This is a genomic window from Dokdonella sp. (assembly GCF_041395345.1).
Lineage (GTDB): Bacteria > Pseudomonadota > Gammaproteobacteria > Xanthomonadales > Rhodanobacteraceae > Dokdonella.
Window position 1 is genome coordinate 47,714 of record NZ_JAWLAR010000020.1, and the last position, 26,965, is coordinate 74,678.

The window sequence follows — 26,965 nt, forward strand, 5'->3', positions numbered from 1 at the left end:
GACGTAGCCAGAATCCCTGGTCAGATCATTTGCATCACGCCATTGCCCGAGGACGCAGGGACTTGGCCCAACTTAATGCCTCGCTTCCATCTTCCACTTGCGGTCGCGCAAGGTGTCGTGGTGCGCCTGCACGGTTGGCAGATAGCTGCGCAGGGATTCCTTCACTTCCTTCGGCGCGGAGTCGCTCTTGATCACGTCATGGAAGGCCTCCATCAGCTGATCTTCGCTCTTCTCGAGTTCGCTGACGTAACTGTAGTCGCTCTTTTCCCGGCCCATGCTGGTGCGGACCTCTTCATAGACTTCACGAAGGGCGCCACGGAACGTGCCAGCCTTGGCCGGTTCGGCTCCTTCCGCACGAACCTCCTTCGACATCGAGCCAACCAGCCCGTTCTTGGAACTGGCCATGTGGTCGAACAGGCGGCGGAGCTCCGGGTTGTCGACGGATTTGGCGGCGTCCGTATAGAAATTCGCGCTGTCGCGCGTGGCCTCGATCAGTTCGTTGAGGGTGCCAATCTTTTCAAAACGGATTTCATTCCGGGTAGTCGTCATGGGATAGCTCCTTTGATTTGGCCACGGAGTCAAGCCGAATAGCCATCGGCGACGTGGCGAGTGAATGCTTTCCTGCCTATGCAGGACACTCACCCTACAGGACCAGCAGTGAACATCGCATGACCCCACTTGTTCCACAAAGTGTTTCACGCGCAATGTGTTCTTGCGAAGCGAGGAAGCCATGATCACCGGACGAGAACGGGCGCGACAGTGGACAGCTTGTCCATGCCATGCATTGCACATATCGGAATCGAGCAATGATCCGAGCGCGTTCACGCGTCTGGCGCGAAGCCCGAACCGACCTACTCTGGCAACAGCTCGCCCAAAAGACTGCCTTGGCCAAGAACCGCCAGGGTGCCCTGACCGACCAGGGTACATCCCGATGTCGCGGCATCGACATGCCAGGCGAGGTCGCCCCTGTCGAGACCGTAGGCCCTGAGCTTGTCGATGACGGAGGCATGCGAACTGAGTCGTCGAACCGCACGATCCGACCGGCACGCAGTGTTGTCGGTAATCGCCAGCTCGATGCGAACCGGCGCCGTGCGCCATGTCAGTTCGCCGGCGAAAGATGTCTCACCGGCCGCTTCTGAAAGCCGCGCAGTCAGCTGCTTGCGAATGCGCTCTTCGCGAGTGGCGTCAAGCTCTGCGCGCGGTGCCACTTGCGCTTCGAACAGGCGCTCGCTGCGCCAGTTCCTGGCACCACCATCCGCATCAACAGTCTGGCCGAACTCGATCCAGTTGTAGCTGGCCTCAACAACGCGCCGATTGGCATCTGCGCCCCCAAACAGACGTGCATAGAGATCCAGCAGGTCGACACGCCGGCCGACTCCGCAGGATTCGATGAGCAGTCGAGTCCGGGTGTCGAACATGCTGCGCGGCAGGGCCGGAAACTCTCCGCGTTGCAGCGCGCGTTCGAGATCCGGAAGATCGGCACGGGTGCCGTCGGCATAGAGTGGAACGGCCAGCCCCACCCAGGGTGAGCCGTGCGCAACGAGGATGATGCGCCCCCAGGGCGGGTCATCCGACTTGTGCGAGCGTACCAGCCATTCGCGTGCCTCCTGCAACGATCGAGCACCCACCACAAGCAAGTCGGTGTCCGAGCGCATGCGCTCCTTGTAATACGCCGTCGCAGGCGCGTAAAAGCTGCCTGCATCCGCCGTGTCCTCGCCGAGAATGAAGACGGCATCTCGTCTGGACGGTTCGGCTGCGGCGCCTGTCAGTGCTGCCAGCAGACCGAGTGCGAGCAGAATTCGTGTCATCCACGCAACAGGGATTGCAGCGTCGCTTCCGGATAATCGCTGAACCCTTCTGGCGCGATCAGCAACGCGACATCTCCGATGACAATGATGACGCGCGTGCCGAGTGCAACGGCTGCGGCCCATTCGGGTCTGGCTTCAAGTAGGCGGGCAAGGGCCGTGCTGTCGGCACGCAGGCGCAGCAAGGTCATGTCATCCCGATAGCTCAGATCGGTCCAGGTAGCATCGCGAAGTTCGAAAGTTCGCTTGCCGATGGTGTGAACGGCTGTAACGCTACCAGAGGGAACGAGACTTGCGCCGAGCGCAGCACCAATGGTGCGTGTCAGGCCAAATGCGCTACCTGTTCCCGCGCTCCTGTAACTTGGGGCTGGCGGTGGCGGCGGTGATGCTGCCACGAGCGGGGGTTCCTCCGGACTCTCAAGTGTCTTGGAAATGGCCGGCTGCTGGACTGATCTCGCAGCCTGATCGGCACGCACTACTTCGTCGACAGCGACGAAGGACGTGTATGGCGACAGAAGTCCGTAGGCCAGCGAAAGTTCAGTGATTTCGGCTGCGTTCGGCTCTCCTCCCGAGTATCCCCAACCGGGTGACGACTGTTCATCGAGCAAACGCTGCATGCGCGTACGTGCCCAGAGCAGACGAAGCGCGGAAAGCTGCGGTGAAATGGAATTTGCATCGGGACTGACCGCTGCCTGATAGGGACCGTTGCCGGAAACGCCACTGACCAGCATGGCGCCCTGCGCCGGGCCCCGATAGCGGCCGACCACGATGATCGGTCGCTCGGCGAGCAGGTCGGCGACCTGACTCGGCTCCAGGTCATAGGCTTCGAGGTCTTCGGGACGCAAGCTCACATTTGTCAGCAAGGGGCGATCGATGTAGCTGCGCAGACGCTCTGCAACCGCGTCACTCTCATTGAAATTTTCGAGAATGAATGGCTCGCCATTGCCAGCGCGTGCCAGCAGTTCGATCACGGGTCGATTGACGTTGCCACCAACACCGAAAGCGAACGTGTTGGCCCGCCCCAGTTGTGATCGAGCGACGGCAAATGCTTCGCCGCCAGCGGCGATCTGGCCATCCGTAATGACGATCACCGAGCGCGCCATGCCGGGTTCTTCCGGCAGGGCATAGGCGGTCTCCAGTGCAGCGACCAGATTGGTGCCACCGCCGGCATTCTCGCTGGATACGGCATTGAGCACCCGATCAAGGTTGTCCGGACTCGCCGTCAACGACCGCTTCGGCGAAAGCACGCGGGATCCGTGCTCGAACAGCACGATATTGAAGCGATCGGTCCACCGCAGGCTGGTGAACAGATCACGAATGAGTCTCTTCGAGACATCCAGCGGCTGTCCGTTCATCGAGCCGGAGACATCGATCACGAAAATGAACTCGCGCGCGGTGACTGCGTTCGCGGAGACCCGGGTCGGAGGCTGGGCCATCATCAGGAAGTAGCCTCCGTCGCCCGCCGGATACATCAGCATGCCGGTCTGGATGGCGTCGCCGGCCAGGGTGTAATGCAAGACATAGTCGGCGGCGCCGGCCCGTTGAAACTCCGCCTCCGACAGATTGATGTCTGCCTCCATCGTGTTCGGATAACTGACGTCGACCGCATGCGAAGGGCTGCTGACATCCTGCAACGGGATGGCGCTGCGGATTCGCGCATGTATGCTGAAGGCATAGTCGACGACTTCGCTGTCCGAGGATGTCTTCACGGGCAACGTCTCGCCGTAGCGACTGCCCATCGTGTTCGGAAACACGAACTCGTAGGTGCCGCGATCAGGTACCAGGAGTTCGGTGTACTTGAGTACTACTTCGATGCGGTCGCCCGGCAGCACATTGGCCACATTCATACGAAAGATGCTCGGGTCGAGCTGCTCAAGCAGGCTGGCGGTCTTGCCCTCGGCACGGGCTGCCTCGTAGGTTTCGCGCGCCTCCTCTTTCTCCGCGATCTTTGCCGTGATCAGGCGATCACCCACACGCATGGTCAGGCCGTAAACGGCGGCGCGAGGTGATCCTGGAAACACGTACAAGGCCTCGATCGGTACATTGCCCCGATTCTCGTAGACCTGCTTGACGGTGACATCGGCGATGACACCCGCGATCAGTACATCCACCTGGGTCGAGGCCAGTGGCAAGTGCTCGACCTTCTCGCCCACTACAGTGAGGTAAGGCGCCTGAGTATTCTGCGGTGCCGAAGCGGCCGCTTGCAGCACGAACAGCAACAGACCGAACACGATGAATGATCGGAGCAATCCTCGCATGGTGATATCCCCTGGGTGGAAAATGTTCTGTCTTGATCAATTAACAGAAATATGGAGTACCCACAAGACAAGACTGGACACGCAAGATGCAGGCAAGTCGCGATTTCGGCGAACTCGACTGAGCCTCAAGTGTCATGAAGAAGCCTACGCCCGACACTCGGTTGACAGCGGAGCAACGAAGAGATCTGTTGGTTCGCCCCGAACTCGGGTATTGCGGCGTTGCCGTATTTCGCTCAGGCAACCGCGCCACTCACGAAACAAGGGACAGGCGTCCTGGCGACCTGGGGCACCTTGTGGGAAGAGCCGAAAGCGCCCGAATGCACTGCAGCCACTGTCGGGCGCAGACGGGTACAGGATCTTCCTATACCCTGACCGTTCGAGCGGAATGCCCCGCAAGACCACAACTGAACCGGGAGTATCAATTGGCCGTCTATCGAATCACGCGTTTTGCCGCATCCGACATGGGCAAGGTGGGAGAATTTACCGAGGCCATGCGCAGCGAGCTGGAAAGCCTCGGCGCCGACTTCATCGACCTGATCTCGTATGGCAACGGCAAGGGCGTCGTCATTGCGAAATATCTGGATCAGGCGGCATCCGACGCTGCATCGGCCACTGCCAGCAAGGTATTCGCCGAGATGATGGAAGCAGGGATCGTCGAAAAAGACTCGGTGCACCCGCACATGGGCGAGGTGTTCAATTCGTTCTAGGCTACATCGCGCCTGGACATGGGAGAGTCGGTGCAGATCGAGTATTGCGGCCAGTTGGAGTCGCGACGAGGAAATCCGGGGAGATGACAGATATGCTTGCTCGAGATCGGCGGGCACCTTGGCATGTGCGTCGCCACCGCTTTTCGGAACGCGTAGGCGTGATTGGTCAACCCAGGTTGCGGACTGGCTAGCTCAGCCGTTGTATGGGCAGGATTCCTGCCGAGTATTCGTGCTAGCTACCGTCGGCCATTCCCAGCATTGGCGACTTCAGACGCAAGCCATTGTTGGAGTAGACACCTCCATTGGCAGCCAGTGCGTCGGGAGCGAAGCCGGGATTGTCATCCGCATTTTCCCACGGATTCGAATGCCGGGGACCCGGGATATAGGGAGTCCATTGGCCATACTCCGCCTCCTTTTTGCGACGGAGGTTGAAACTGATCGGTACTCGGGCAATGAAGGCGTCGCTAAGCGCCTGCTCGCCACGCGTGGGAATGGTGAACTTCCAGCGCTTTACCGCCTTGAGCGACGCCTGGGCCAGCACGTTGCGCCAACGTTCCATCTCTTTTTCGTTGTCGGCAACCGCTTGCAGATTGACCTGTTCGGCCATGGCCTCTTCGACGTTGCCATTGCGATCGATCCTGACCAGCAGGAAGACCTTTCCGCTGACGCCTGCGCGCACCGCGCTGAACGGATACTCCGGTGGCTTCACGCTCCTATAGCGCACTTCTGTGTCCGGCTCGGGTTCCTTCGCGCTGAAGTACGAGGCCGCGATCCTCAGTGAGAAGGTGTCACCTTCGATAGGCTTGGCCACGACCAGAATACTCATGTTGTTGAGGATCGTGGCGTTGGCGGGCACGCCTGTTGGCAGCGACCCGACCTCGAACGACCAGGACTTGATGTTGCGCTCGACGAAATCGCGAACGGCCAGATCGATCTTCTCCGGGTGGTCCAGTTCGAAGCGGCGCAACGTGCCTTCCTGTGTCACCTCCACCGACCCGGTCAACAACATGCTGGCTTCGGCCTGCTTGCGCAGTTCGCTGACGCTGCCGGCCGAGGCAGCGAAGGCGACCGATACAAGCCCCAACGCCAGACAAAAGCGCATCGCCAATCTTCCAGCATTCATTGCTCTCTCCTTGATTCCATTTGATGGGTTCTGATGCTGAAAATGCACCCATTCCGTCTTTGCCACGTTTAAATTATAAGCAAATAATTGGATTGTCGGCTATGAAGACAAACTGGGGCCACGGTCAGCTTGTCGAGAATCGCGCCGAAGATCACTACACCGGTCAAGTGCTCCACGCAGTAAGCGTGTTCGGAGTTCGCATGGGGCCTGTCGATCACCGTGGCTTCTGAATGGCCGAACTACCTGAAGCTCTTCCGTCAGAAACTGCGTAGCGCTCCGAGAACGCACTGTTCTGGATTGCCCATCTACCACGCAATCCCGTAGTCATCGCCCTGCTCACTGGCGCCACCCCACATCGTTCCATTCTTCTGATCCATCCAGATCGCGGTGATCGGGCTGTAGGTGCGGTCGACGACTTCGACCTCGTAGCCCATGCGGCCGAGTTCGTCGCGATCCCATTCGGAGACTCTCGGGGTCAGCTGGAGTCGACCAGGTTGAGATTGATGCGCTCCAAAGGAACTCTGCATCTGGTAGCTGAGGATGTTGTGCGCCTCGGCGGCCTGCTGCACGTTCATGTTGAACTCGACCATGTTGAGAAAGAACTGCAGCAGGTTCTGATCCTGGGTATCACCGCCTTGCACCGAGAAAGCCATCAGCGGCTTGCCGTCCTTGAGTGCGAGGCTCGGGGTCAGGGTTGCGCGCGGGCGCTGCCCCGGCTGAACCACGTTGAATGGATTGAGCGCTTCGTCAAGCACGAAACTCTGCATGCGCTGGCTCAGGCCGATGCCGGTGCCTTCCGGGATGAAGGCCGGAATCCAGCCGCCGCTCGGGGTGACCGAGATCACCCAGCCTTCGGCATCAGCGGCCTGGATCGATGTCGTCCCGGCGAGAAAACCTTCATCCTTGCTCATCAGGCTTGATTGCTGAAACCCCTCGGCACCTTCGGCGATCGCCTTGGGCGGGATGGGCGTCCACTTCTTGAGCAAGTCGAGATACGGATTCTTGCCATTCTGGAACGGATACGGATCACCCGGCTTCACGTCCGGGTCATTACGTTCATTGTTGATCAGGGCGCGGCGCTGGTCGGCATACTCCTTCGACAACAGCCCGGCGATCGGCTCGACCGGCGCCACGTAGGGATCGCCGTAATAAAAGTCGCGATCGGCGAAGGCGAGGTTCATGACCTGATACAGGGTGTGGATGTAGCGCGTGCTGTTGTAGCCCATGCTCTTGAGATCGAGCTTTTCGAGCATGTTCAGTGCCTGCAGCATCACCGGTCCCTGCACCCAGGTGGTCAGCTTGTAGACTTCGATGCCCTTGTAGCCGGTGCTGACCGGTTCCTCGATGTGGACCTGCCAGCGGTCAAGGTCCTCGAGCGTCATCAGGCCGCCGAACTTGGCCGAGCCGGCAACGATCTGTTTGGCAATGTCGCCGCGATAGAAGCGATCGTAGGCGGCCTGGATGGCCTGCTTGCGCGTCTTGCCGGCGGACAGCGCTTCGGCTTCGGCATCGACCAGCTTCTGCAGCGTGGCCAGCAGCTCGGGTTGGCGGAATATTTCGCCGGCTTCGGGCGCAGCGCGCTTGCTCGCATCCTTGCTGTCGAGATGCGGCAGGAACACCTTCGTCGATCCCGGCCACTGTGCGAGCACGTCGCGGCGCTTCTCCATGTTGTCGGCCTGCGACTGCTCGATGGGATAGCCCTTGGCCATTTCCATTGCCGGGGCCAGCACTTCGGCCAGGCTCAACTTGCCGTATTCGGCCAGCATCACCATCAGGCCGCCCGGCGTGCCCGGCGTCACTGCGGCAAGCGGTCCGTATTCGGGCGGATAGACCATGCCCCTGTCGCGAAAGAACTTCGCAGTCGCACCCGTCGGCGCAACGCCCAATGCATTGATGCCTTTCACCTCGCCGGTGTGCGGGTTGTAGATCAGGGCCTGGGTCTCGCCACCCCAACCGAGCGTGTCCCACATGGTTGAAGTCGCCGCCAGCATCGCGCAGGCCGCATCGATTGCATTGCCACCGCGGGCAAAGGTCAGTGCGCCTGCGGTCGCAGCGAGCGGCTTGCCGGTGATCGCCATCCAGTGTTCGCCATGCAACACTGGTTTGACGGTGCGCTGGGCCAGCACCGACGTGCTCGACAGGGCTATCAGCGTGATCAGCCAAATACCGCCACGCGCAGGCGTTTGGATCGAACGAAACCGGACCATGTGCCGCTCCTGCTGTTGACCATCAAAGGTTAGCAGACGGCGGAAATTGAGGTTGGATCAGGCAGCGACCGGGCATAGCTTGCCGACAGGCAGGGAATCCGACCTCGGCGAACGGGTAGTCGTGACACAGACTTGTGGAGCCCGCGTGTTCCGGTGCAAGCAGAGCGCGGTTGCCCGCGCCATCCGGCTCACACAGGAACTTCGACTGCTTCGACCTCACCCTCTGACTCGATTCGCCTGCGCTGGGTGGTTTGCATTGCATGGATCTCATTGACGAGGACCAGCAAGGCCAGGGCCAGGGGAATATCGAGAAAATCCGAGATCTGCGAGACCAGATTCAGGCCGATCAACTCCGGAATCTCTTCGGCACGCCGCGCAAGCCGGAAGATGACCTGGCCCAGGATGTTGGAAGTGATCCAGAGACCCCACCAGAGTGGCAGGATTCGGCTGGCTGGCTGGGTTGCCCACCTGGAGGGATTCTTGCTCGCCTTCCAGATCTCCTTCATGGCCCGATAGGGTTTGAACAGATTCAGAATGGGGATGAAGTAGTAGCCCACCGCCCATCCAGGCGTGAAATCCATGCCCTTCGCGCCGAGTTGCCTGGCATTGTAGTTGGCCCGATGGATCCATTTGAGAATCACGACGGCCGAGACAATCAGCAGGATCAGATAGACGACCCCGACCACCAGTTGGCGTCGATCGCCGGCTGCGCTCTCGGCCAAGGCGATTTCCACGGCCTCGAAGGTTCCGTTCTGCAGGCTCAAGAGCAGCTGGTACTCGAGGTAACCCGAGATCAGCGAGGCAATGGCGACGACAATCTGCGCATAGAGCAGGATCCGGACCCAGCGCGTCAGATTTTCCGAATCCCTGAAGTGGGCCACCGTCTTCCTCCTTGAATGGACACTGTCACGAACGTTGCGAATGCGGGTCCGGCTTTCGGCAGAAGGACCCAATGAATGCGGGGGCAGGACGCTACTCGCGCTGGGTGAATCCAGCTGGCAGTTGCAGCGGTGCGCTGCGGTACATGTCGACGAACAGGTAAGTCTCACCGATCCGTCCATCGACTCGCAGCCGGTAGATGTCGAGCAGCCCACCCTGCAATTCGTTGTCGATGTCGAACGGGCAGCAGGCCCCAAGGCGCTCGTAATCCAACGGCTCGCCATTGGGACCGCGTAGTGAATTCAGGTAAAGAAGGTGCGGCATCGTTTCATCGAACGGCCCGACCTTTACCGGATTGTGCTCGGTTAGTCCGAAGTCCGGCGCGGTGGCAACCGGCATCTGGAGTCTGAGGTACGGCTCATCAGAATCGCTTCTGCCATTCGGAATTCCGCGACCGTCTCGTGTTTGTGCCGAGACGATGGCGGGCAGTGATGCCGGTACACCGGACTGTATCGATAATGGCCGTGTTTCGCCCTTGTGCGCCTGCTGGCAAGCGGCCAGTGGAAGGACGAGAAACAGGAGAATCACGCCCCAAAGATGTCCATGACGTCCAGTCTTCACGCTGCCTCCAAGCTGCCAATCCGCTGTCGTGACGGGAATTCGGGGTTGAGCCTATCACGGGAGAATATTGCAGTGCTGCAGGAAATACATTGAGGAGATCTGCATCGCGCACGCAGTCCGATGACTTGAGCATGGACGGTGCCGTTCCAGCTCAATGCGGTGAACAGGCAGGCAGTGCTAGCATCGAGCCCTTGAAGTGACTCCAAGCCGCATGCCACGCGTAGTGAGCCGTTGAATCTTCCTTCGTCTTCTACCCAACCTCGCGATCAGTTCCTCGCGACGGCTCGATCAGCTTGGTAGCGCGGCAGCTTTGAATGTGGCAGCAGGTTGGTTGACGCGCGTGCAACATGCAAGGATGGGTCGGCATGCAATTTCGGAAAGGAAAAGGCACATGAAAATCTCGGGTACGTGGTTCGCTGCATCGCTTGTTGTCCTGCTCTGCATGCATTTGCCACCCTCTGCAGTTGCCGCCCCGGTCGACGGCATCGCCGAATGGACCGCAGCGCACCAGCATGCACTGCTCGATGAGTACGAGGCCTTCCTTGGTTTGCCCAACGTGGCCACCGACGCGGTCGCGATTCGCCGCAATGCAGATGCGCTGCTTGCGATGATGAAGCGTCGTGGCCTGTCGCCGCGCCTGCTCGAAAATGCAGATCGCAGTTCGCCACCGGCCGTATACGGAGAGTGGAAGGTGCCCGGGGCGACGCGCACCCTGGTCCTGTATGCGCACTACGACGGTCAGGCCGTGGATGCGAGCGAATGGGCCAGTGATCCGTGGAAGCCGGTGTGGCGAAAGGGACGACTGGACACTTCGCCGCAAATTGTCGACCGGGACAGGAATCATCCGATTGATCCGGACTGGCGCCTCTACGCGCGCGCGGCCTCCGACGACAAGGCCGGCGTTTTTGCGATGCTTGCCGCGGTGGACGCGCTCAAGGCCACGAACCAGCAGCCCAGCGCGAACATCAAGTTTTTCTTCGATGGCGAGGAAGAACAGGGCTCGCCGCACATGCGCGAACTGCTGGAACGCCATCGCGACTTGCTGGCTGCCGATGCCTGGCTGATCTGCGATGGGCCGGTGCATATCAGTGGTCGCCCGCAACTCGTTTTCGGGGTGCGTGGCGACGCCAATGTCGATATCACCGTGTACGGCCCGAAGCGGCCGCTGCACAGTGGACACTACGGCAATTTCGCGCCGAATCCGGCCTTGCGCCTGGCCCGGCTGCTGAGTTCGATGAAGGGTGAAGACGGACGCGTACTGGTCGAGGGCTGGTACGAGGGTGTCGAACCACTCGGCGAGGCCGAAGAGGCTGCATTGGCGGCGGCACCGGATGACGAAGCCGGACTGCTGCGCGATCTTGGCCTGACCGAAAGCGAGATGCGTGGCGTGTCTCTTCCGCAATCGATCAATCTGCCCTCGCTCAACATCAACGGCATTCGTTCCGCCGATGTCGGCAGCCAGGCGCGCAACGTGATTGCCGTTGAAGCGCGCGCGACGCTGGACTTGCGCATGGTCAAGGGCAATACCGTCGAAGGCCAGTACCAGCGCCTCGTAGACCATATCCGCAAGCAGGGGTATTTCGTGATCGATCGCGCACCGACTGATGCCGAGCGCCTCGCCCATGCGAAGATCGCAACGGTCGTGCTGCAACCCGGTGGCTATCCAGCCTCGCGCACGGCGATGGATCTGCCGGTCGCACGCGACGTCGCCACGGCCATGCGCAGCGTTGCTGGAGATTCGTTGCTGATGACGCCGACCATGGGTGGCAGCCTGCCGCTGTTCCTGATCACCGAGATCACCGGTGCACCGACCCTGGTCATTCCACTGGCCAATCCCGACAACAACCAGCATGCGGAGAACGAGAACCTGCGCGTCGGCATGCTCTGGAACGGCATTGCCACGATGGCTGCGGTCATGCGTTTGCCGGAGCAGGCTTCGATGGCGCGATGAGGAGTCTCACTGGTCGGAGCTCGCACGCTGGCAACGAGCGGTGGCCGTCCCGGCAGGTCAGCCTGGCACCCAGCCGAAAGCATAGGCCGACTGCACACTGCCCAGCACGCGATCCTCGAACAGCCTGACGCCCGATTCCTCGCCCGCGGCGGCGCTGATCACATGAAGGGGCAACAAATGCTCTTCGCGCGGATGAGCATCCCGACCACCGGGCGCGTTCGCCCAGTCCATCAAGCGTTGTTCCCGGAATTCGCCCGGCAATGACATCGTTTCGCTGAGCCAGGCATCAAAGCGCAGCGATTCGGAATCGACCCCGAAATTGTCGCGTCGAAAGCGCTGCATGTTGTGGAAGCTCATGCCGCTGCCGATGATCAGAACGCCCTCGCTGCGCAAGGGAGCCAGTGCGCGGCCCAATGCCAGGTGTTCGGCAGGATCGAGCCCTTGCTGCAACGACAATTGCACGACAGGTACCCTTGCCTCGGGAAAGACGAGCTTCATCGGAATGAATACGCCGTGATCCAGTCCGCGCTGGCTCTCCTCCGCATGCTCGATTCCAGCCGCAGCTATCAGTTCGCCCACGCGCGTTGCCAGCGCGGGTGAGCCAGGTGCGGGCCACTCCAGCCGATAGGTGTGTTCGGGAAATCCCGAGTAGTCGTAGAGCAGACCCGGTGCGGCCTGCGCGTTGACAGTGAAGACCGGCGCCTCCCAATGGGCGGAAACCACCAGCAGCGCTTTCGGCGTCGCACCGAGTTGCGCGCTCAGGCCACCCAGCCAGCGCGCCATTCGATCCCAGGTGCCGGCAGGCTGCCAGTCCATGAAGAAACAGGGTCCGGCGCCGTGGGGCAGGAAGACGGTCGGTAGCAAGTGCGCGCTCATGGGGTTTCCAGACGTCGGGTTCCTCAACAGATGGAGACCGGAAACGCACAGCCAAGAGTGCGGGCATGAACAGATTGTCGGCGTATGGGAAACCCGGCAAGCACCGGCACGCTCGGGACCCGACAGCCTGCCTGGCCACGAATGACAGGGAAGCCGCGCAGGCATTCACGCGTTCAGGCTACCGTCGCGGTGATTTTCAGGTCTGCGGCATCAGTTGTCCGCCCGCGCAATCCTGATGGCGCGATCGAGCACCGGATCGTTCTCGCCTTCGAGCAAGGGTGTCTCGATGACAATATCCGGAACCACGCCACGCGACGCTTCGTCGCCGCTCGGGCGGACGATATGTGCCTTGGGAAAGCCGACGGCGATGCCGCTGTGATCCAGCGTGAATTGCTCCATGGCGCCGTAGGTACTGGCCAGATCGGCAGTTTCCTCGCCGATGATGGTGGCGAAATGGAAGTCCTGGCTCAGCGCGGCGAGCATGACCGCGTTCGAGTACGAGTAGCGGTTGATCAGGACGAACACGCGTCCTTGGAAGCGCTGCGTTTTGGCGGCCGGGTCGACGCCGGGAACAGGGAAATCGATGATCTCTCCCGGTTCGTGCCCTGCATAGGCATTGGCGAGCTGGGCTGCCGTGCCCGTGTTCTTCCCGGGGTGCAGCCGCTTTGCATTGGATGCGATGGCCGCCTCGCTGACCCTGATCTTGAAGTCCGAGGCGAAGCGGAAGGTCTGATCGGCATAGCGCCGTGCGAGCAGGTCGCTGAAGGAGTTGTCACCGCCCGGGTTGTCGCGCAGATCAATGATCAACGATTGGGCCCCGGACTCCGCGAACTCAGCCAGGCTGGTATCGATGAACGCCGCGAATTCGGTGGTGTCCCACATGTCCTGCGCGTCGGGACGCGCATCGAAAAAGGGACCCGGGCGCAGATAGGCGACATTCGCATCCAGCATCCGCGCTTCGCGCGTGCTCCAGTCGAGCTCGAGCCGCTTCGGCTGACGGCGTGCGGCTGCCTGCATCTGCTCGCGACTGCGCACAGGCCGCTGCAGCGTACGAACCTTGCCGGCTTGGTCGCGGATGGCGAGTTCGAACGATTCGGTCGGGCCGAGTTCGAGCCAGAGCAGGGCGGTGAAACGCAGCTCCAGCAAGGTATCGGCGAGGCGATCATTGTCGGCCGAAACGTGCGCCACGAGGCGCTCGCGCCACTGCTTGAATGAGCTTCCGTTGATCGCGACAATCTCTTCGCCTGCGGCGATCTCGGGATCTGCAGCTTCGCCAAGATCGGCGACAACCCAGGCGCGTCCGTCCCGCAACTTCACCTGCAGCGGAAGGATCCCACCCCCCGAGGCCCGGTAGCGTTCGAATTCCAGCGAGGGAAAGTCGATGCGCGAATGGGCCACGCGCCCGAAGGCCATGAACTTCTGCAGGGCAACTTGCAGCTCGAATTGCGAAATGGGCGAATCGAGCGCTTTCAGCAAGGATTCGTAGCGCTGGTCGTACTCCGACCTGGAACGGTGGACGAACAAGTCGAAGTGCGAAACCTGCAGCGTCTCGTACAGCTGCTTCAGGTCGGAGCGAGCCGCTTCCGCCGAATGGATCGAACCCTCTTTCGCGGGGCTGGCGGGCGTCTCTGCCGAGGCATGCGCTGCAAGCAGCAGGAAGGCAGCGAAGATGACGGCGAATCGGTGGGTAAAGGGGGGCATGAAAATCTCCTGTGCGTGAAACCGCGTCGATGGCGAAACGCACTGGCATGAGACAGACTGCCCCGGCACACTGCCAGAACGCAATCCTCCTGAATCCCTGACCAAAAGATTTTGAACGAACCATCAACAACTTGCGAAGGAACCAGGCAGCGCTTCCGCGTTGGCGACTGGCACGCCGATGCACGCACGGGCGAAATACAGAGCGGTGATCAAGTCGAACGGCTCGAGCCCAAGACCATGGACTTGCTGCGCCTGCTGGCCGATCACCCGGGCAAGGTGCTAAGCCGCGAACAAATACTGGAAGCGGTATGGCCACATGTTGTCGTCGCCGACGACGCATTGGCACGCGCCATGTTCAAGTTGCGCCGAGCTCTCGGCGACGACGCCAAGGCGGCGCGTTACGTCGAGACGCTACCCAAACGCGGCTATCGACTGATTGCGCCGGTCGAGACCCTGACGACTGCCGAAGACGAGTCGACGCGCCAGGACAGCCCTGGCATTGCGGCGACGGCGGAGAAATCCGCCCATCCGAACCACCATGTCACGCACTCCAGGTGGCGCGGCTGGGGCGTCGCCATCGTTGTCCTTGCTGCGGCTGCGATTGCGATCACGCTTGCCTTGTCTTTTGGCGACTCAGCCGAGACGCCCGACTTGGCGGATTCGATTGACTCCACCGTTGTCGAGCGTGCGGACGATTTCTACTACCGCTACTCGCGCGCAGACAATGAAGCGGCAGTCGAGTTGTACGAACGCATCCTGACGAAAGAGCCCGACAATGTGGCCGCCTTGCGCGGGCTGGCCAACGCCCTGACCCAACGCCAGATCCGCTGGCCTTCGAGGCCATCGGGCGGATCGGAAACGTTTTCGACACTGACCGCATCGCTGGCCGATGGCCACCTGCAGGAACCCTCGGCAACCCGGATTCTCGAGCGCGCCGAATTGCTTGCGCGGCGCGCGATTGCGCTTGCTCCCGGCGACAGCCTCAGCTACCGGGCACTGGGTCTGGTTCTGGCAGCACAGTCGAAGTTCGATGATGCGATCGACGCCTATCGGACCGCACTGCGACTGGATGCCGACGCCTGGGGCGCGCTGATCAACCTGTCCGAAGCGCTGGAACTGACCGGCAAGCGGGAGCAGTCCATCCAGGCCATGATCGACGCCCACGCGGCAATGACGCGTCGCTATGCGGAAGAGAAGCAGCACATCCTGCCGTACTACACCGAGCTTGCCGTGCTGGTGGGCGACCGTCTCGTCGAAGTGGGCAGGCGCGACGAAGGAGAGGCCTGGTACAAACGCGCGCTGGCTCATTCGCCCCTGCATCCGGGTGCTACGCTGGCTCTGGCTCGTCTGCTGGAGGGCGACGGCCGCATCGAGGAGGCACGACAGCTCTGTCTGGAACTGAATGCGCGCCTTGGCGACCAACCGGGATGCAGCAAGCTGCCTGATCAGGCAGACCGCGGTACCGCGGAGCCCGAGGCAGGACACTGAGCGTCGCCCGTCCTTCGGATGCTGAACTGCCTGGTCCGCGCTCGCCGCGCGGGCTGCCGGCTACCAGACATCGGTGCTACCGTGACAGCGCCATGCAGCGGCGGCCGTACGCGGTGTGCCTGAAACAATCATTCGAGGATTCCCCCATGCGCCTGCTCGTTCCGATAGCGATGCTCATGCTCTGTACGCCAGCGATGGCCGCAGCCACTCTGGATCACAAGTCACTCGAAGGCTTGCCCAACATGAGTCGACACGCGCCGAATTTCATCGCCAGCGGTCGCCTCGGGGCCGACGATATCGGCGCGCTCTTGCAGGCGGGTATCGAAGTCGTCATTGATCTGAGCGACGATGAAGAGACGCCCGACTTCGACGAGGCAGCGGCCGTCAGCGAAGCCGGCATGCGTTATAGCAACTTGCCCATTGATGGCGCCAGCGGCCTTACTCGCGAGAACGTCGAGCGCTTCGACGAGCTCGTCACCGCCTCGGGCAATGCACCGACGCTGATTCATTGCGGTTCGAGCAATCGAGTCGGCGCCCTGATCGCGCTGCGCGCTGCGACCCTGCACGGAAAGTCCACCGAGGATGCGATAGCGCTCGGCACGAGCTGGGGACTCAAGGGACTGGAACCTGCCGTGCGCGAACAGCTTGCCAAGTCGGAGACGGAGAGGACGGTGGCGAAGGAACCCTCAAGACCGCCCCTGCTGTTTCCGCGCATTGTGGCTGGCGGCGGCGTGTATGCGCTGGATGGCGCTGCCGCATTGCCGGCGACGGGCGTCATGCATCGTGTCGTCATCGACGCGACAACGGGAGATGTCAACGACGCAGGACAGAATCGTCGCATCGAAGCGGCTGCCCGCGCAGTCAACCTCTATGCCATGGCCAAGGTGCCAGCCGACAGGCTCAAGCTCGCCGTCGTGATCCACGGCAAGACCACGCCAAGCGTACTCACCGACAGCGCCTACCAGGCACGTTTCGGTTCACCGAATCCGAACTCGGCGCTCTTCGCCGCGCTGCATGAAGCGGGCGTCGAGTTCTATCTTTGTGGCCAATCCATGGTTCACGCAGGTTATGCACGCGACGAAGTGCGCAGTGAAGTGCAGGTGGCCTTGTCGGCGATGACAACACTGGCCGATCTGCAGACTTCCGGTTACGCGCTGATCCCGTAGGTGCTTGCCGGGCCCTTGCGGCCCGGCTCGCTCCCTTCAGCGTGAGATCTGGCCAAACTTTCCGCTGTTGAAGTCATCCATGGCCTGGCGGATTTCGGCCTGCGTGTTCATCACGAACGGCCCATAGCCGGCGATCGGTTCCGCGATCGGCTCTCCGCTCAGCAGCAGGACCGTGGCATCGGTGTTGGCTTCGATCGAAACCTGCTCGCCATCGCGGCCAAGCACGACCATCTGCGCTTCGCGCGCGACGCTTTCGGCGTTGACCATGATCGTGCCCTGCAGCACGATCAGCGCCAGCGTGCGCCCGGGTGGAACCTCGAACGTGCCGGTTCCACCACGATGGAGGCGGATATCCCAGACATCGATCGGGGTGAACGTTTTTGCAGGGCCTTTTTGCCCGGCGTGCTCGCCGGCGATAACGCGAACCTTGCCCGCGTTATCGGCCAGTTCGACAACCGGAATTTCCCGATCGAGCAGGGTCTGGTAGCGCGGCGGTGACATCTTGTCCTTTGCCGGCAGGTTGACCCAGAGCTGGACCATTTCGAGCACGCCGCCTTCGCGCGTGAATTCCCGGGAATGGAATTCCTCGTGCAGGATGCCCGAGGCCGCGGTCATCCACTGCACGTCGCCCGGGCCGATCTTGCCGCCGGCACCGGTGGAATCCTTGTGCTCGACCTCACCCTTGTAGACGATGGTGACCGTCTCGAAGCCGCGATGCGGATGCTGGCCGACGCCGCGCGGGCGCGTCGCCGGCTCGAACTTCATCGGGCCTGCATAGTCGAGCAACAGGAACGGGCTCAGCTGTGCGGCGTGACTGTGATAGGAAAACATGGATCGCGCCGGAAAGCCGTCTCCGACCCAGTGGGGCGCCGGCGCATCCTGGACTGCCAGTATCTTCTTCATGCTCATCTCCCGGTGGACGCGCGTGCTGCAGCGTCTTCGATGCACCCACAATAGGGCCTGACCGGCGTCGACAGTAGGCCATCGCTTGAGGACAGATTGTTCACCAATTGGAACAATCGGCGCAAAGCTGACCCGAGTCGCGTTTCAACCCGGGTCAAAGTAAAGTTCGACGCAGTCAAATCAACCGGAACAGGAAGCAGAGGAGCGCGCCATGACCCACTCGATCAATCATCGCCTGTTGCAGAAATGGGCCGTCTTCGTGCTCGGTGTGCTGCTGGCCACGGCGGCCTCGGCCAGCCCGTCCAACAAGTGGCGCATCAAGTGCAATCACAAGGCCAAGGAAGCGGGAGTCATCGTGTTGCGCCTGACCCCAGAAGGCCAGGATGCGGTGGAAGTCACGGTGAACATTCCGAAGGGCACCCGCGAAAACAGTGCGGCCCGAATGATCCGCAAGGCGATCAAGAGCTCAGCCCTGGGCGAGCGCTACAAGATCGAGATTGACGATGGCGAAGATGTGCTGATCAAGCGGCGCAGTCGCCAGCCGAACATCGATCTCGAGATCCTCAGCAATACGGCGGAAGGGCTTTCGATAAAGACGCACAAGGAGTAGGTGCGTTCCTGCACTCTCCTGCAACGGGCGATGATCGCCGGTTCATGTGTAGGGGAGGGTCCAAGACCCTTCCGTTTTTTCCCTGATTGCTTGAGAAGCATGGAGCGGGCGGGTCTGAGACCCGCCCCTACAAATCATCGAAGAGTCGCTGAGACCGGAACTTGCGTCGTGCAGGAGCAGACCGCAGGAGCAAACCGTAGGAGCAGATTTCAGTCGCGATGCGTTTCTGCAACCCGGGTCAAGAGTATCGCGACTGAAGTCAACAACGAAGCAGCAGCGCGAGGACGGTGGTCGAAACCCCGCGTCGTCTATCGGTCTTTACCAGCCATTCGGCTAATGAAGCCCCAGGAGAAGCCTTCAGGCTCGATGCCTTTCGGCCCGTGAAAGGAGAGCATCACGGCTGAAGCCGTTTCCTACGAAGTGCCGGGTAACGCTTGACCGGCTTGCCAACCGGTCTCCTCCAGATGATCGAGTAATCGCCTGACCGCATCCCTTGCCGCTCTCTCGTGAACCGGCAGGACGATCGTGTCGCCGGGTCGTGCCCAGGCCAGAGCCTCGCGCGCTGCGGCCTGTTCACTGGGCATCATGGGCAGGGATTCGGGCGTCATTCCGAGTGCAAGCAGCGCGTCGCGCAGTAGCTGCGCCACTTCGGCTCTGGCACGTCCGCGCATGAAGCCTTGCATCTCCTTGAGCACGACGATGGCCGGTTCGAACCTGGCCGCCATCGCGGCGAGGGAGCGGATTTCGGTGTTGCCGCGATTGCCGGCCTGGCCGAGGATCAGGCCCAGGCGACCGGAGCCGCCCAGCGCCCGGGCGATCGAAAGCAGACCGTGCAGTCCTTCCGGGTTGTGCGCATAGTCCATCAGAACGCTGATGCCGCCGAACTGCCAGCGTTCGAGTCGACCGGGATTGTCCTCGCGACCCAGGCCGAACCGAAGCACTACATCGCTGATGGTTGTAGCGGGGACTCCCAGCGCGTCAGCCAGCAAGCTCGCGCCTGCGATGTTGGAAATATTGTAGGCAGCGTGGCCATTTGCGCTGAGCGGCATCATGCTGACCGCGCCGAGATCAAGACGCGCGTCGCCATGGCTGAGCCAGAGGCGATTGTCCAGAACGCCGCAGGTCGTACCGCCATTCGCCCGATGACTGCGCAGCAGCGGGTGACTGTCGTCGAGCGAGAACCAGGCCACTCGGCAGGGCTGGCCTTGTGCGCGCTTGCGCAACAGTTCGTTGTCGGCGTTGAGCACGAGCGTGCCGCGTGGATCGAGCGCGCGGGCCACGATCAGCTTGGCGTCGGTCAGGCCTTCGAGATCGTCGATGCCGTATTCACCGAAGTGATCGTCACTGATATTGGTGACAATAGCCGCATCCGCCCGACCGACCGCGAGGCCGCGCCGGAGCAGGCCGCCGCGCGCGGTTTCGAGAATGGCGGCTTCGACCGGTGCACGAAGCACGCTGCGCGCACCGGCCGGGCCGGAATAGTCACCGGCCTCGAGCATGCGACCGTCGATGAACACGCCATCGGTGCAACTGAAACCACAGCGCAGGCCATGCGCGTTCAGCATCGCTGCGAGTAAACGTACGGTCGTGGTCTTGCCGTTGGAACCGGTCACCAGGGCGGTGGGGATGCCGCCCAGCCGGCTCCATGCGACAGTATCAGGATGCGGGAGCGCGGCCAGCGGCCAGATCTGGCTGCGCTTGCCGGAGCCGATGCTGAGGCAGTCATCGTCGAGCAGCACCGGCACTCCGCGCTTGCTGGCGATCTCGATCAGGGCGAACAGGTCCGGGCGTCGCTCGGCGGCCGAATGGCGCAGCAGCATCTGCAATGCCGAATCCGGATCGGTGCCGTGCGGATGGCCGGGCGCGAACAACTCGGTCTTGCCGATCGCCGCCATCCAGGCCCATTCATTGACTTCGGTGGCCGTGAACAACTGGTCGATCGGGGCCGCGAACGCAAGCGCCAAGCCACCATGATGCGCCCGCACGCACAGCGTCGCTTCGGGCCAGCCCAGATGCTCGCGCATCGTGGCGATGTTTGCGCGCCACGCCGCGACGGCGCTGTCGGCAACTTCGCCGACCGCCTCCAGCACTGCGCCGGGCTCGGCGAAGTAGAGGTTGGGTCCGGTCAGCCGACGCGAGTCCTCGAAGGAAAGGGAAACGATGGCGCTCAGTCGTCCTGCTCCCGCGAGAGATGGATGCCGCGCTCGTCGCGCACGACGCCGTCCCATTCGCTGGGAACGAACGCTTGCTCCGCGACGGCAACTGCGTGCGCGGCCTGAGGCGCAGGCGGTGTTTCGACCACGGGAGCTTCCGGCACTCCTTTTGGCCTGAACTTGATCACCTGCTTCCACGAACGAACGAGGGCATCGGCGAAGATCAGCAGGAGATCGCCGGATTCACTCATGCCGAGGCCGGCATCGATGGCCTCCTGTTCATCGGGAATGATCGAGATCGCCGATTCGGAAACGCCGAGCTCGCGCAGGCGCGCGGCCTGGAGTTTCGGTACTTCGTCCGGCTCGCGCCCGCGCAGCGAATCATCGCGGCGACAGATGTAGTGGTCGAAGCGGCCGGCGACCGCGTCGGCGATTTCGCGCAGATCCTGATCGCGACGATCGCCGGGCCCGGCCAGCACGACGATGCGCCGACCGCTGACATCGAGGCGCTGGGCCAGATCCGCCATCACGCCAACTGCATGCGCATTGTGGCCGTAGTCGAACAGGACCTTGAACGGATGTTCGCTGAACACGTTCATGCGTCCGGGTGCCTGGAAGAAGGTGCTGTCGAAGGTGCGCAGTCCCTGGCGGATCGCATCGAGCCTGATGCCCATCGAGAACGCCATCGCGGCGGCGACCATCGCGTTCTGCACATTGTGCATCGCGCGCCCTTCGAGGGTGGCCGGGATCAGGTGCGTCCACAGCAATGGAATGTGGCTGCCCTTGTCGTAGAGCGTGATCATCTGCCCGTTGATGCCGGCTTCGAGCGCGCAGGCGCGACCGCCGGCGCGGATATGCTCGCGGACCAGGCCGTGCTGCGGATTCATCGTGACGTAGCAGATGACCTTGGCATCGGTGTAGCCCGACATCTTCAGCACATTGGGATCATCCGCGTTGAGCACCGCGCACTCTTCGGCAACCTCGACCACGATGCGCTTGATCTCGGCCAGCTGTTCGAGCGTGTCGATGCCCTTCATGCCGAGATGATCGGACTGCACGTTGAGCACTGCACCGACATCGACCCTGGGCACGCCCATGCCGGCGCGCAGCAGGCCTCCGCGCGCGGTTTCGAGCACGGCAAAATCGATCTGGGGATCGGCCAGCACCATGCGCGCGGAAACCGGGCCGGTCATGTCGCCTTCGACCGTTCGCTGACCATCGATGTAGACGCCGTCGGTGGTGGTCAGCCCAGGCGTATAGCCGGCCATCTTGGCGATATGCGCAAGCATGCGTGCCGTAGTGGTCTTGCCGTTGGTGCCGGTGAGCGCGGCGATCGGAACGCGCGAGGGCGTACCCGTCGGGAACAGCATGTCGATGACCGGACCGGCAACGTCGCGCGACTTGCCTTCGCTCGGGGCGACATGCATGCGGAAGCCCGGTGCGGCATTGCACTCGCAGATGCCGCCGCCGATCGACTTGTAGCTTTCGGTGATATTGGTGGTCAGGAAATCCACGCCGCCGACATCGAGCCCGATTGCGCGGATCGCACGCACCGCCATGTCGCGGTTGTCGGGGTGGATCACGTCGGTGACATCGGTGGCCGTGCCGCCGGTGGAAAGGTTGGCCGTCGAACGCAGGTGGATGACCTGGCCTTCGGCCGGCACGCTGTCGGCGGTGACTTCGGCGCGCGCCATCATCATTTCGGCCTGGGAATCGAGTTCAAGTCGGGTGAGTACTTTTTCGTGCCCGACGCCGCGACGCGGATCCTGGTTCACGATCTCGACCAGCTCGGCGATCGTGTGCTTGCCATCGCCGATCACATGACCCGGCGTGCGTCGCGTCGCCGCAACGAGTTCGCCGTTGACCACGAGCAGGCGATGGTCATCGCCCTCAAGGAAGGTCTCGACTATGACCGATCGCGAGTGCTCGCGGGCCTTGGCGAATCCTGCGGCCACCTCGAGATCAGTGTTCAGGCGAATCGAAATGCCGCGACCATGGTTGCCGTTGTAAGGCTTGGTCACGACTGGATAGCCAAGCCTGCGCGCCGCTCGCTGCGCCTGTTCGGACGACTGCACGAGTTCCTGGCGCGGCACCGGCAGGCCGAGCGAACCGAGGATCTTGTTGGTTTCCTCCTTGTCGCCGGCCAATTCGACCGCGATCTGCGAGGTGCGCCCCGTGATCGTGGCCTGGATGCGTTGCTGGAACTTGCCATGCCCCAGCTGGACGAGTGACTGGTCGTTCAGGCGTAGCCACGGAATATTGCGCTCCTCGGCTGCCTTGACCAGCGAAGCTGTCGACGGACCGAGTGCACGACGCTGCGCATAGCGGATGAAGGCGTCACGCGCTTCCGGCCAGTTCCAGTCCTCGGGCACGATGTCGGCGGGTCGGATCTCGGCCGGCAACAGCGAGCAGAGCAGGCGCTGGGCCAGTTCGCCCGCAGCGATACCTTCCTCGCGCTGGGCGTATTCGTAGACCACCGAATAGACGCCGGGTCGGTCATCGATGCTGCGCGTCTTGCCGAAGGTGACGTCCTCGCCGGCGATGTTCTGCAGTTCGATCGCGACATGTTCGAGGACGTGGCCGAGCCAGGTGCCTTCGTCTTCCTTCATGCGTCGTATGAAACCGCCCGGCTCACGGTACGAACAGCCGTGTTCGGCAAGACCTGGAAGGGCTTCGACAAGGGCGTCGACATAAGCCGCGCCGAGCTTGCCGGTGGGCCAGGATTCGAGTGCTTCGAGGTCGAGAATCAGGCGGATAACCGGGAAATGCGCATACGCCGAGGGGCCGACATACACCGAACGATCGAGAATGCGCATTGCGATTACTCCTTGGCAGAGATCAGCGTTCCGGCTCCGGCACGACGCGTGTGCAGATTAAAGGTAGCGCCATGTACGAGCATGTGCACGCCGAGGCCGAGCAGGCAGACGGCGTCGCCTTCATCCGCGCGGTCCATCGACGAGAACTGGAGGTCGGCGGCGTCGACGACGGTAACCGAGCCACTGCCCTCGACTTCCAGCGTGTTGTCCGGTCCGATAAAGGCGGCGGTATCCTCGTCGAGACCGATACCGATGGCGAAGGGGTTGAAGGCCAGCGCCGTGGCCAGGCGGCCGAGGCGGTCGCGCTGGCGGAAATGCTGGTCGATGATGAAGCGGTTGGTCAGGCCAAGCCCCGGCGCCAGACGTACGCTGCCGGCGCGCGGCGAGCCGCCTTCCTCGCCGAAGGCGATCATGTGTTCGCTGAGTATGGCCGCGCCGGCACTGGTGCCGGCCACATGCACGCCGGTGGCGTTGCGCTGGCGGATCAGCTTGGCCACCGGAGTGCCGCCAAGCAGGGTGGTGATGCGCAACTGGTTGCCGCCGGTGAAGAAGATGCCGCTGGCGCGTTCGATGCGTTCGAGCCGGCCCTTTTCCTCGCAATCGCGTCGTGTGTCGAATTCGATCGACTCGACCTGCGCAGCGCCGAGATCACGGAAAATCTGCTCATATCGCGGACCGGTATCGAGCATTCGGCTGGCCGTCGGCAGAACAACGATGTCGGCCTCTTCGCCACCGCAAAGATCAACGAAACGGCTCAGGATGCGAGGATCGTTCTCCTTTTCCTCGGCGCCGCCAATCGGAATGATCCAGCCGCGCTCTTCACCGTCTGCCACCTTGCTTGGACACATCAATTCGAACCAGTCTTGTCGTGGGTTGCGGATGGTACCGGTTCAAAAGGCCCGCGTCGCAGGGACGCGCCGTCGCGCAGGTGCCACTCACCCCCTAGCATGACGTCCCGGAGAACCGCATTGTCGTCGAGAACCAGCAGGTCGGCATCGCTGCCGACGGCAATGCTCCCCTTGCGCGGCAGGCGCAGCAGGCTCGCGACATTGCTGGTGAAGGCCGGAAGGATACGCTCCAGCGGCAAGCCACGGCCCAGCAGTTCCTGGAGCGTGACCAGCAATGCTCCCGGCGTGCCGACATCCATGTGGCTGAGCCGACCTTCCCCATCAAAGCACGGCAGACAGCCGCCGGCATCGGAACTGACCGTCACGCAACGAGGAGGTGCGCCGGAGTCCAGATAGCGCTGCAGCGCATCGGCCGCACTCCAGGCATCCTCGCCGTCCTCGACCGGGAACGCGGTGATATCGACGTGGCAGCCCTGCCCGGCCAGCTCGATGGCTTCCTCGAAAAGGGTACGGCGACGGTTGACGTGGGTCGGATTGAATACGCGTGCCGGCAACTCGCTTTCGGCCACAGCGCGACGGACAAGATCGAGCCCGCGCGGCCCATCGCCCAGGTGCAAATGGACGATGCCGGCCTTGCCGCTCATGAGTCCGCCGACATGGGCCTCGGAGGCGATGCGCAACAATTCGTCGAGACTCGGCTGGCTGCTGCGGTGGTCGCTGATGGCGAGTTCGCCGACGCCAATCAGCGGATCGACAAAGGCGATATCGCCGCGCACGCTTCCGGTCAGTGTCGTTGGCGGCAGATGATAGCCGCCGCTGTAGCCCCAGGCGCCCAGCCCCTGTTCGCGCAGGGCGAGCAGGCTGGCCACCAGTTCGCGCGTGCTGCGCGCGCAATCGTCGGTGCCGAGCAGGCCGATCACCGAGGTCACCCCGCTGTGCGTGTATCGGCTCAGCGGCAGCGGCGAGATGCGCGTGGCAAAGCCGCCCTCGCCGCCCCCGCCCGTTACATGTACATGGCCATCGATGAAGCCGGGGAGAAGGCGCGCGCCATCGAGATCAATGACCTCGATGGGCATGACATGCGGAGCATCCGCATCGGCAGCCAGGACGGCGAGGATGCGGCCGCCACCGATGAGGAGATGCCGGCGGCCCAACGGCTCCGGCGCGAACACCTCGGCGTTGCGCAACAGAATCATGGCGGATTGTTCGGGGGCGGACATGGGGTGAACTCTAGCAGGTCGGAATTCACCGTTGGTTCGTCAGGAGCGCCATTGCCGCCCCGAAACAATCACCCGTGTATCCGAGCAATCCGACCCAGCGGGTCTCCATGGCTCGAATGCGTCCGCAGTGCGGCGGGAGAAAGCAGAAACGGCGGGTCCCTCCCCCAGAGCCAGTGGCAGCCACCCGTCGGTCAAATGCTCCCGAAGCCTGGAGCGGCCAAGCCCTCAGGCATTGTTCGCCGCAAAGTCCACGAAGCCGGCGAGGAACTTGCGCAACTGCTCTCGGGTGTTTTCGTCGACCAGCTCGCCATCCTCGTTGAATGCCTTGCTGGCGCGCGAGACCATCAGGCGGCCTTCGGCCCAGTGCCGGACGCCGAGCGTGCGCAGCACGGGCAACCATGCGTTCTGCGAGAGGATGGTCCCGAAACCGCCTGGCGAAGCGCCGATCACGGCGACCGCACGGCCCTTGAAGATGCGTGCCGCATCGTCCGGTGGTCGCGACAACCAGTCGATCGCGTTCTTGAACACACCGGGCATGCTGTTGTTGTATTCGGGTGTCACCAGCAGCACTCCGTCGCTGGCAACGATCTTCTCCTTGAGCTCGTCAACGGCCGATGGAATGCCATCCTGCGCCTCGACATCTCCGTCGTAGAGTGGAATGCCATGCAGGGTCGCGGCCTCGAGGGCATCGCCCTCGGGCATCAGCGTTTGCGCCGCGCGCAGCAAGGCGGTGTTGAGCGATTTGCGACGCAGGCTTCCGGAGAGGCCAAGGATGCGTGTACTCATGGGTTGCGATTCCCTCTGCATGGATGGTCAAGCAGTGGACACTAGCGCAGTCGAATGACCCTGATCTGAATCACCCGATGCTGCGGTACTTGCCGCGCCACGGCGCATAGAAATCGCGCAGGCGGTCGAGGTCGGCTTCCATGTCATCGGTGGTGTGGAACAGGGGGCCGAATCCGATGGTACGCTCGGGATAGTGAAAGTACACCAGCACGATCGGCACATCGGCCTTGCGGGCGATGTGCCAGAAACCGGTTTTCCACTTGGAGACCTTCTTGCGTGTGCCTTCCGGTGCGATGCCGATCCAGAGCTGAGTGCTGTCACGCAGGCGTGCGGCCATCTGCTCGACGACGCCGCGGGTCGCGCTGCGCTCGATCGGGATGCCGCCGAGCTTGCGCAGGAACCAGCCCAGCGGCCAGAAAAACAGTTCGCGCTTGGCCATGAACGAGACATCGGCACCGATCGCGATCTTGACCCCCAGGCCCCAGACGCCGTCCCACCACGAGGAATGCGGCGCGGCGATCAGGATCGCCCGCGGCACGTCAGGCATCTCGCCGGCCAGCTGCCAGCCACAGCCGACAAACAGACGGCCCATGAAACGACGCCATGCACTTGGTGCGAACTGGGGAACGGAAGGTGGCAGGCGAGCCGGCAGCGCGGAAGTCTTCAATCACTGCTCCAGTTCTGCGCGCCACGTCCGGACTTGATCGTCGCGCGCTTCTTCTTGGCGCTGATCCGGCGCTCCTTCGATGCGCGCGTCGGACGTGTTGCCACGCGCTTTTTGGGCACGAACTGCGCGGCGCGGATCACTTCGGCAAGGCGCGCCCGAGCGTCATCCCGATTCTTGGCC

Annotated in this window: 22 protein-coding genes and 1 pseudogene; 6 read left to right on the plus strand and 17 right to left on the minus strand. The window is 62.5% G+C overall.

Annotated elements, in window-relative coordinates; all coding sequences use genetic code 11:
* Positions 1-72: 72 nt before the first annotated feature.
* The 3 genes from R3F00_RS16035 to R3F00_RS16045 all read right to left on the minus strand — a co-directional run bounded on the left by R3F00_RS16035 (position 73) and on the right by R3F00_RS16045 (position 4,063).
* Positions 73-549, minus strand: coding sequence for a PA2169 family four-helix-bundle protein (locus R3F00_RS16035; protein WP_371279973.1), 477 nt, complete (start codon positions 547-549; stop codon positions 73-75).
* Positions 550-851: 302 nt separating this feature from the next.
* On the minus strand, positions 852-1,808 hold the full coding sequence (locus R3F00_RS16040) for a hypothetical protein (RefSeq protein ID WP_371279974.1): 957 nt from the start codon (positions 1,806-1,808) through the stop codon (positions 852-854).
* Entirely contained in the window at positions 1,805-4,063 is a 2,259-nt protein-coding gene (locus tag R3F00_RS16045) for a VIT domain-containing protein (RefSeq protein WP_371279975.1), read from the minus strand. Before R3F00_RS16045 ends, R3F00_RS16040 begins: the two co-directional genes overlap by 4 nt.
* Before the next feature lie 422 nt (positions 4,064-4,485).
* Between R3F00_RS16045 and R3F00_RS16050 the strand changes: the two genes are divergently transcribed.
* Entirely contained in the window at positions 4,486-4,770 is a 285-nt protein-coding gene (locus R3F00_RS16050) for a hypothetical protein (protein WP_371279976.1), read from the plus strand.
* 232 nt (positions 4,771-5,002) lie between these two features.
* Here R3F00_RS16050 and R3F00_RS16055 read toward each other — a convergent pair whose 3' ends face one another.
* Positions 5,003-5,893, minus strand: coding sequence for an energy transducer TonB (locus tag R3F00_RS16055; RefSeq protein WP_371279977.1), 891 nt, complete (start codon positions 5,891-5,893; stop codon positions 5,003-5,005).
* 101 nt (positions 5,894-5,994) lie between these two features.
* Here R3F00_RS16055 and R3F00_RS16060 point away from each other — a divergent pair, with 101 nt between their 5' ends.
* Positions 5,995-6,123 carry a hypothetical protein gene (locus R3F00_RS16060; RefSeq protein WP_371279978.1) on the plus strand — a complete coding sequence of 43 codons (129 nt, stop codon included), beginning with the start codon at positions 5,995-5,997 and terminating at the stop codon, positions 6,121-6,123.
* A 75-nt stretch (positions 6,124-6,198) separates the two neighbouring features.
* On the opposite strand, the gene R3F00_RS16065 is transcribed toward R3F00_RS16060, so the two are convergent.
* The 3 genes from R3F00_RS16065 to R3F00_RS16075 all read right to left on the minus strand — a co-directional run bounded on the left by R3F00_RS16065 (position 6,199) and on the right by R3F00_RS16075 (position 9,600).
* Positions 6,199-8,100 carry a gamma-glutamyltransferase family protein gene (locus R3F00_RS16065; RefSeq protein ID WP_371279979.1) on the minus strand — a complete coding sequence of 634 codons (1,902 nt, stop codon included), beginning with the start codon at positions 8,098-8,100 and terminating at the stop codon, positions 6,199-6,201.
* Positions 8,101-8,288: 188 nt separating this feature from the next.
* Positions 8,289-8,981 carry a DUF4328 domain-containing protein gene (locus R3F00_RS16070; RefSeq protein ID WP_371279980.1) on the minus strand — a complete coding sequence of 231 codons (693 nt, stop codon included), beginning with the start codon at positions 8,979-8,981 and terminating at the stop codon, positions 8,289-8,291.
* A gap of 91 nt (positions 8,982-9,072) precedes the next feature.
* Positions 9,073-9,600 carry a hypothetical protein gene (locus tag R3F00_RS16075; protein ID WP_371279981.1) on the minus strand — a complete coding sequence of 176 codons (528 nt, stop codon included), beginning with the start codon at positions 9,598-9,600 and terminating at the stop codon, positions 9,073-9,075.
* A gap of 391 nt (positions 9,601-9,991) precedes the next feature.
* Between R3F00_RS16075 and R3F00_RS16080 the strand changes: the two genes are divergently transcribed.
* On the plus strand, positions 9,992-11,551 hold the full coding sequence (locus tag R3F00_RS16080) for a M20/M25/M40 family metallo-hydrolase (RefSeq protein WP_371279982.1): 1,560 nt from the start codon (positions 9,992-9,994) through the stop codon (positions 11,549-11,551).
* Between the two features lie 57 nt (positions 11,552-11,608).
* Here the strand turns inward: R3F00_RS16080 and R3F00_RS16085 are convergent, their stop codons facing one another.
* On the minus strand, positions 11,609-12,427 hold the full coding sequence (locus tag R3F00_RS16085; protein WP_371279983.1) for a class III extradiol ring-cleavage dioxygenase: 819 nt from the start codon (positions 12,425-12,427) through the stop codon (positions 11,609-11,611).
* A gap of 210 nt (positions 12,428-12,637) precedes the next feature.
* Entirely contained in the window at positions 12,638-14,128 is a 1,491-nt protein-coding gene (locus tag R3F00_RS16090) for a S41 family peptidase (RefSeq protein ID WP_371279984.1), read from the minus strand.
* Positions 14,129-14,239: 111 nt separating this feature from the next.
* Between R3F00_RS16090 and R3F00_RS16095 the strand changes: the two genes are divergently transcribed.
* Both R3F00_RS16095 and R3F00_RS16100 read left to right on the plus strand, forming a co-directional pair.
* Entirely contained in the window at positions 14,240-15,616 is a 1,377-nt protein-coding gene (locus R3F00_RS16095) for a winged helix-turn-helix domain-containing protein (protein WP_371282795.1), read from the plus strand.
* 146 nt (positions 15,617-15,762) lie between these two features.
* Positions 15,763-16,782, plus strand: a complete 1,020-nt coding sequence (locus tag R3F00_RS16100; protein ID WP_371279986.1) for a DsrE family protein — start codon at positions 15,763-15,765, stop codon at positions 16,780-16,782.
* A gap of 36 nt (positions 16,783-16,818) precedes the next feature.
* Here the strand turns inward: R3F00_RS16100 and R3F00_RS16105 are convergent, their stop codons facing one another.
* Positions 16,819-17,685 carry a pirin family protein gene (locus R3F00_RS16105; RefSeq protein WP_371279987.1) on the minus strand — a complete coding sequence of 289 codons (867 nt, stop codon included), beginning with the start codon at positions 17,683-17,685 and terminating at the stop codon, positions 16,819-16,821.
* A 211-nt stretch (positions 17,686-17,896) separates the two neighbouring features.
* Between R3F00_RS16105 and R3F00_RS16110 the strand changes: the two genes are divergently transcribed.
* Complete coding sequence (locus tag R3F00_RS16110; RefSeq protein WP_371279988.1) at positions 17,897-18,295, plus strand: hypothetical protein; 399 nt, start codon at positions 17,897-17,899, stop codon at positions 18,293-18,295.
* Between the two features lie 413 nt (positions 18,296-18,708).
* Here R3F00_RS16110 and R3F00_RS16115 read toward each other — a convergent pair whose 3' ends face one another.
* The 7 genes and pseudogenes from R3F00_RS16115 to R3F00_RS16145 all read right to left on the minus strand — a co-directional run.
* On the minus strand, positions 18,709-20,523 hold the full coding sequence (locus tag R3F00_RS16115; RefSeq protein WP_371282796.1) for a Mur ligase family protein: 1,815 nt from the start codon (positions 20,521-20,523) through the stop codon (positions 18,709-18,711).
* Positions 20,463-23,264, minus strand: a complete 2,802-nt coding sequence (cphA, locus tag R3F00_RS16120; RefSeq protein ID WP_371279990.1) for a cyanophycin synthetase — start codon at positions 23,262-23,264, stop codon at positions 20,463-20,465. Before cphA ends, R3F00_RS16115 begins: the two co-directional genes overlap by 61 nt.
* A gap of 5 nt (positions 23,265-23,269) precedes the next feature.
* Positions 23,270-24,112 carry a cyanophycinase gene (locus R3F00_RS16125; RefSeq protein WP_371279991.1) on the minus strand — a complete coding sequence of 281 codons (843 nt, stop codon included), beginning with the start codon at positions 24,110-24,112 and terminating at the stop codon, positions 23,270-23,272.
* Positions 24,112-25,332, minus strand: a complete 1,221-nt coding sequence (gene iadA / locus R3F00_RS16130) for a beta-aspartyl-peptidase (RefSeq protein ID WP_371282797.1) — start codon at positions 25,330-25,332, stop codon at positions 24,112-24,114. Before iadA ends, R3F00_RS16125 begins: the two co-directional genes overlap by 1 nt.
* Before the next feature lie 225 nt (positions 25,333-25,557).
* Complete coding sequence (locus R3F00_RS16135) at positions 25,558-26,118, minus strand: NADPH-dependent FMN reductase (protein WP_371282798.1); 561 nt, start codon at positions 26,116-26,118, stop codon at positions 25,558-25,560.
* A 70-nt stretch (positions 26,119-26,188) separates the two neighbouring features.
* Positions 26,189-26,710 carry a lysophospholipid acyltransferase family protein gene (locus R3F00_RS16140; protein WP_371280032.1) on the minus strand — a complete coding sequence of 174 codons (522 nt, stop codon included), beginning with the start codon at positions 26,708-26,710 and terminating at the stop codon, positions 26,189-26,191.
* Positions 26,711-26,781: 71 nt separating this feature from the next.
* Positions 26,782-26,965: pseudogene (locus tag R3F00_RS16145) on the minus strand (aminoacyl-tRNA hydrolase); the annotation flags it as partial.

Coding starts and splice junctions, on each gene's coding strand:
- R3F00_RS16035 (WP_371279973.1), bottom strand. CDS start 549: ATGACGACTACCCGGAATGAAATCCGTTTTGAAAAGATTGGCACCCTC.
- R3F00_RS16040 (WP_371279974.1), bottom strand. CDS start 1,808: ATGACACGAATTCTGCTCGCACTCGGTCTGCTGGCAGCACTGACAGGC.
- R3F00_RS16045 (WP_371279975.1), bottom strand. CDS start 4,063: ATGCGAGGATTGCTCCGATCATTCATCGTGTTCGGTCTGTTGCTGTTC.
- R3F00_RS16055 (WP_371279977.1), bottom strand. CDS start 5,893: ATGAATGCTGGAAGATTGGCGATGCGCTTTTGTCTGGCGTTGGGGCTT.
- R3F00_RS16060 (WP_371279978.1), top strand. CDS start 5,995: ATGAAGACAAACTGGGGCCACGGTCAGCTTGTCGAGAATCGCGCCGAA.
- R3F00_RS16065 (WP_371279979.1), bottom strand. CDS start 8,100: ATGGTCCGGTTTCGTTCGATCCAAACGCCTGCGCGTGGCGGTATTTGG.
- R3F00_RS16080 (WP_371279982.1), top strand. CDS start 9,992: ATGAAAATCTCGGGTACGTGGTTCGCTGCATCGCTTGTTGTCCTGCTC.
- R3F00_RS16085 (WP_371279983.1), bottom strand. CDS start 12,427: ATGAGCGCGCACTTGCTACCGACCGTCTTCCTGCCCCACGGCGCCGGA.
- R3F00_RS16090 (WP_371279984.1), bottom strand. CDS start 14,128: ATGCCCCCCTTTACCCACCGATTCGCCGTCATCTTCGCTGCCTTCCTG.
- R3F00_RS16100 (WP_371279986.1), top strand. CDS start 15,763: ATGCGCCTGCTCGTTCCGATAGCGATGCTCATGCTCTGTACGCCAGCG.
- R3F00_RS16105 (WP_371279987.1), bottom strand. CDS start 17,685: ATGAAGAAGATACTGGCAGTCCAGGATGCGCCGGCGCCCCACTGGGTC.
- R3F00_RS16110 (WP_371279988.1), top strand. CDS start 17,897: ATGACCCACTCGATCAATCATCGCCTGTTGCAGAAATGGGCCGTCTTC.
- R3F00_RS16115 (WP_371282796.1), bottom strand. CDS start 20,523: ATGGGACGGCGTCGTGCGCGACGAGCGCGGCATCCATCTCTCGCGGGA.
- cphA (WP_371279990.1), bottom strand. CDS start 23,264: ATGCGCATTCTCGATCGTTCGGTGTATGTCGGCCCCTCGGCGTATGCG.
- R3F00_RS16125 (WP_371279991.1), bottom strand. CDS start 24,112: ATGTGTCCAAGCAAGGTGGCAGACGGTGAAGAGCGCGGCTGGATCATT.
- iadA (WP_371282797.1), bottom strand. CDS start 25,332: ATGTCCGCCCCCGAACAATCCGCCATGATTCTGTTGCGCAACGCCGAG.
- R3F00_RS16135 (WP_371282798.1), bottom strand. CDS start 26,118: ATGAGTACACGCATCCTTGGCCTCTCCGGAAGCCTGCGTCGCAAATCG.
- R3F00_RS16140 (WP_371280032.1), bottom strand. CDS start 26,710: ATGGGCCGTCTGTTTGTCGGCTGTGGCTGGCAGCTGGCCGGCGAGATG.